Source organism: Micromonospora sp. HK10, from assembly GCF_000982955.1.
Taxonomy (GTDB): domain Bacteria; phylum Actinomycetota; class Actinomycetes; order Mycobacteriales; family Micromonosporaceae; genus Micromonospora.
The window spans coordinates 1-4,708 of sequence record NZ_KQ058820.1; the positions used below are offsets into that span (position 1 = coordinate 1).

Below are 4,708 nucleotides of genomic sequence, written 5' to 3' on the forward strand. Positions count from 1 at the left end.
GCGCGTCGGCCGGCAGGTCGGCCCCGGCCAGCGGCGTGCCCGCCGGGGCCAGCCGGTTGAGCGCGCAGCCCTGCTCGGCCCAGCGGGTCACCAGATCGGCGGTCGGACCGGAGGCGTTGAGCCGCTTCGCCGCGACCAGCGGCGCGGCCGCCTCCCACTCCTCGGTGCCCGGCCGCAACCGGGTCACCCGGGCCGGCCAGGAGACGATCCGGCCGCCGTGGTCGCCGCGCAGGATCACCTCGGCCGCCGCCGCGTCGGCCAGGCCGGGCGCGGACTGCTCGCCGGGGCCGGTGACCACCAGGAGCGCGCCGTCGAGCGGCAGGCACCACAGCCCGTACGCCGGGCCGCCGTCGACGCTCACCCAGGCCACGGCCGCCTTCTTCACCGCCTCGTCCACCAGGGGCGTGGTGATCCGCTCGTCCACCTCGTCGCTCACGCCGCCATTCTCCCGTACCGCGGCCGGGCGGGGACCCCGGCACCAGGTCCGGGTCGCGCCGGCCGCTCAGCCGACGAACGGCGGCACGGCGATCTCGCCGCGGGCCACCGGCATCACCTGGCCGGTGACCGTGGCGCCGACGGCCATCCCGTCGGCGGCGGTCACCGTGCAGGCCAGCGCGGAGGGGCGGTGGATCTCGACGCCCTGGCGGACCGCGTACTCGGAACGGCCCTCGCCGGGCAGCAACCCGCTGGCGACCAGCCAGACGCCCAGGCCGAGCGCGGCCGAGCCGGTCGCCGGGTCCTCCGGCACGCCGAGTCCCGGCACGAAGACCCGGGCGTGCGCGGTTTGCGTGGCGGCGTCCCAGGAGAAGACGCTGACGTGCTCCACCCCGTACCGTTCCGCCGCCGCCGCGTTCATCCGGGCGCGGGCCACCGCGTCCGGGCGCACCGGAAGGTACGGGAACTCCAGCCCGCAGCCGGCCACCCGGGGCGCCGGCCCGGCGTGGTCGGCGGCGGTGAGCCCCACCATCTCCAGCAGCGGCTCCGGGTCCAGCTCGGGGCCGAGGGTGGGGGTGCCGCCGGTGAGGGTGGCCCCGGTGGTGGTGACCTCGATCGGCAGCACCCCGGCACCGCACTCCTGGGCGACCCGGCCCACCTCGAACATGCCCCGCCGGCTGGCGGTCACCGCGGCGCCGACGCTGGGGTGCCCGGCGAAGGGCAGCTCCGCGGCCGGGGTGAAGATCCGCGCCCGGTACGTCGCGCCGACCTGGGTGGGCGGCAGCACGAACACCGTCTCCGACAGGTTGAACTCGACTGCCAGCGCCTGCATCTGCTCGGTGGCCAGCCCTTCCGCGCCGAACACCACGGCCAGCGGGTTACCGGCGAAGGGTCGATCGGTGAAGACGTCCACGATCTCGTAGGCCAAGGTCGACATGTTGATAAACACTAGGCCCTTAGGCTGGTGCCCGTGAGCACGCCGAACCGGGTCTACATCGCTCGACTCGCCGGAGTCGCCGTCTTCGACCCGAACGGCGACCAGGTGGGCCGGGTCCGGGACGCGGTCGCCCGGATGCGGCCGACCCAGCGCCCGCCCGAGGTGGTGGGGCTGGTCGCCGAGATGCCGATGCGCCGGCGCATCTTCCTCTCCCTCAACCGGATCACCTCGATCGAGGCGGACGCGGTGGTGCTGGGCAGCGGCACCCTCAACCTGCGCCGGTTCGAGAAGCGCCCCAACGAGGTGCTGGTGCTCCAGGAGCTGCTGGACCGGCGGGTCCAGTTGGAGACCGGCCAGGCCGGCTCGGTGGTCGACGTCGCGATGGAGTGCAGCCGCAGCGGCGAGTGGTCGCTGACCCGGGTCGCGGTCCGCGAGCAGACCGGCCGGCTCACCCGCCGCGGCCACCTGCACCAGGTCGAATGGGACCGGGTACGCGGCCTGGGCGGCCTCGGTGACGCCCGCGGCACGGCCAACCTGCTCGCCGTGCTGGAGGACATGCGCCCCGCCGACCTGGCGAACGCGTTGCAGGACCTGCCCGACGCCCGGCGCAACGAGGTGGCCGCGGCGCTGGACGACGAACGCCTCGCCGACGTGCTGGGCGAGCTGCCCGAACGCGATCAGGTGGAGATCCTCGCCGCGCTGGACCGGGAACGCGCCGCGGACGTGCTGGAGGAGATGGACCCGGACGACGCGGCGGACCTGCTCAACGAGCTGCCCCCACCGGAGCAGGACGTGCTGCTCGATCTGATGGAGCCGGACGAGGCGACCCCGGTCCGTCAGTTGCTGCGGTACGCGTCCGGCACCGCCGGCAGCGTGATGACCTCGGAGCCGGTGATCCTGCCGCCGGATGCCACGGTCGCCGAGGCGCTGGCGCGCATCCGCGAGCCGCAGCTCTCCCCCGCGGTGGCCGCGCAGGTCTTCGTGACCCGCGCCCCGATGACCACCCCGACCGGGCGCTACCTCGGCATGGTCCACTTCCAGCGGCTGCTCCGCGAGCCGCCGGCCGACCTGCTCGGCGGGGTCGTGGTCAACGACATCGACCCGCTCCGGCCGACCACCCCGCTGCCCGAGATCACCCGGCGGATGGCCACCTACGACCTGGTCGCCATGCCGGTGGTGGACCGCAGCATGCGGCTGGTCGGCGCGGTGACCGTGGACGACGTGCTGGACCACTCGCTGCCGCCGGACTGGCGGGACCGGGACGCCCCGCCGAGCGCCGCCCACCAGGAGCCGCTGGAGGAGACCGATGGCTGACCAGCGGCGGGCCGAGCGGCTCGACCAGCCGCGCGCGCCCCGACGCCTCCGGCTGCGCCGGATCGACGCGGAGACCTTCGGCCGCTGGTCGGAGGGGATCGCCCGGGGCATGGGTACGGCGAACTTCATCGTCTACATGACGCTGGTGATCGCCGCCTGGTTCGGCTGGAACACGCTCGCCCCGGCGAACCTGCGCTTCGACCCGTACACGTTCACCTTTCTCACCCTGGTGCTCTCGCTCCAGGCGTCGTACGCGGCCCCGCTGATCCTGCTCGCCCAGAACCGGCAGGCCGACCGCGACCGGATCGCGCTGGAGGAGGACCGGCGGCGGGCCACCATGCAGAAGGCCGACACCGAGTACCTGGCCCGGGAGATCGCCGCGCTGCGCATCGCGCTGGGCGAGGTGGCCACCCGGGACTTCCTCCGCTCCGAGCTGGCCCGGCTGGCCGAGGAGCTGGACGAGGCGGCGGACCGGCGGCGGAAGCTGGAGCGGCGCCAGCAGGAGCGGGAGATCCGGCGGGAGGCCCGCCGGCAGGCCGGCGGCGAGCCGCTCGACGAGCCCCGCGACGATCTGGACGGCGACTACGCCCACGACGGGCGCGGTGAGGGCTGAACGTATTGAACGCCGCGCGCCTCAAGGGCCAGGCGAGCGGCGTTCGTCTCGATCGTCCCACTTCGCGGCACGACCCGTCCACCCCTCGGTCGGGGTCATCGATTCGCTCACACCGGCCGCCGCCAGCGGCGGTCACCGATGACCAGCGACGTAGCATGGCGGACATGTCAGCACCCGTCAGCACCGTCTCCGACGCGATCCAGGCCGCGCTGGCCACCGTCAACGACCCGGAGATCCGCCGGCCGATCACCGAGCTGGGCATGGTCCGCTCGGCTGTGGCCGGTGACGACGGCGTGGTCCGGGTGGAGCTGCTGCTCACCGTGGCCGGCTGCCCGCTGAAGGACAAGCTGCGTACCGACATCACCGCCGCCGTGGCCGCGGTGCCGGGCGTGACCGGCGTCGAGATCGAGTTCGGTGTGATGAGCCCGGAGCAGCGCCAGGAGCTCCAGTCGAAGCTGCGTGGCGGTGGAGCCACCGCCGAGCCGGTCATCCCGTTCGCCCAGCCCGGTTCCCGCACCCGGGTCTACGCGGTCGCCAGCGGCAAGGGCGGCGTGGGCAAGTCCAGCGTCACGGTCAACCTGGCCGCCGCGCTGGCCGCCCGGGGCCTCGCGGTCGGCGTGGTCGACGCGGACATCTACGGCCACTCGGTGCCCCGGATGCTCGGTGCCGACGGCGCCCCCACCCGGGTCGAGGACATGATCATGCCGCCGCAGTCGCACGGCGTGAAGGTCATCTCGATCGGCATGTTCACCCCGGGCAACGCGGCCGTCGTCTGGCGCGGCCCGATGCTGCACCGGGCGTTGCAGCAGTTCCTCGCCGACGTCTACTGGGGTGACCTGGACGTCCTCCTGCTCGACCTGCCCCCGGGCACCGGCGACATCGCCATCTCGGTGGCCCAGTTGCTGCCGAACGCGGAGATCCTGGTCGTCACCACCCCGCAGGCGGCGGCCGCCGAGGTCGCCGAGCGGGCCGGTGCGATCGCGCTGCAGACCCACCAGCGGGTGGTCGGCGTCATCGAGAACATGTCCTGGCTGGAGCTGCCGGACGGCTCCCGGATGGAGGTGTTCGGCGCGGGCGGCGGTGCGGCGGTCGCCGAGTCGCTGACCCGTACCATCGGCGCGCAGGTGCCGGTGCTGGGGCAGATCCCGATGGACACCCGGGTACGCGAGGGCGGCGACGCCGGCACCCCGATCGTGCTGGCCCAGCCGGACGCCCCGGCCGCGAAGGCCCTGGTCCAGGTCGCTGACCGGCTGGCGGTGCGCCGCGAGTCCCTGCTCGGCAAGCCCCTGGGCCTCAAGCCAGCGGGACGCTGACCCCGCGCGACGCCGCCCCGGCGTGGCTCCGGCGTCGGCCCGGCGTGGGTCCCGGCGTGGGTCCCGGCGTGGGTCCCGGCGTCGGCCCGGCGTGGC

The 4,708-nt window shown here is 74.6% G+C and carries 5 protein-coding genes; 3 read left to right on the forward strand and 2 right to left on the reverse strand.

The window, feature by feature from the left end; translation table 11 throughout:
* Both LQ51_RS14135 and LQ51_RS14140 read right to left on the reverse strand, forming a co-directional pair.
* Positions 1-436: hypothetical protein (locus LQ51_RS14135; RefSeq protein ID WP_046565972.1), on the reverse strand; the 436-nt coding region annotated here is incomplete at its 3' end.
* 66 nt (positions 437-502) lie between these two features.
* Positions 503-1,372 (reverse strand): PhzF family phenazine biosynthesis protein, encoded by an 870-nt coding sequence (locus tag LQ51_RS14140; protein ID WP_046565973.1) that lies wholly within the window; start codon positions 1,370-1,372, stop codon positions 503-505.
* Positions 1,373-1,405: 33 nt separating this feature from the next.
* Between LQ51_RS14140 and LQ51_RS14145 the strand changes: the two genes are divergently transcribed.
* From LQ51_RS14145 to LQ51_RS14155, 3 genes are all read left to right on the forward strand, one after another.
* A complete protein-coding gene (locus LQ51_RS14145; protein ID WP_046565976.1) occupies positions 1,406-2,686 on the forward strand; it encodes a magnesium transporter MgtE N-terminal domain-containing protein in 1,281 nt (426 codons plus the stop codon).
* Positions 2,679-3,299, forward strand: coding sequence for a DUF1003 domain-containing protein (locus LQ51_RS14150; RefSeq protein WP_046565974.1), 621 nt, complete (start codon positions 2,679-2,681; stop codon positions 3,297-3,299). The genes LQ51_RS14145 and LQ51_RS14150 overlap by 8 nt, the downstream gene beginning before the upstream one ends.
* A gap of 164 nt (positions 3,300-3,463) precedes the next feature.
* Positions 3,464-4,612: a P-loop NTPase gene (locus tag LQ51_RS14155; protein ID WP_046565977.1), complete on the forward strand. Its 1,149-nt coding sequence runs from the start codon at positions 3,464-3,466 to the stop codon at positions 4,610-4,612.
* Positions 4,613-4,708: the final 96 nt, after the last annotated feature.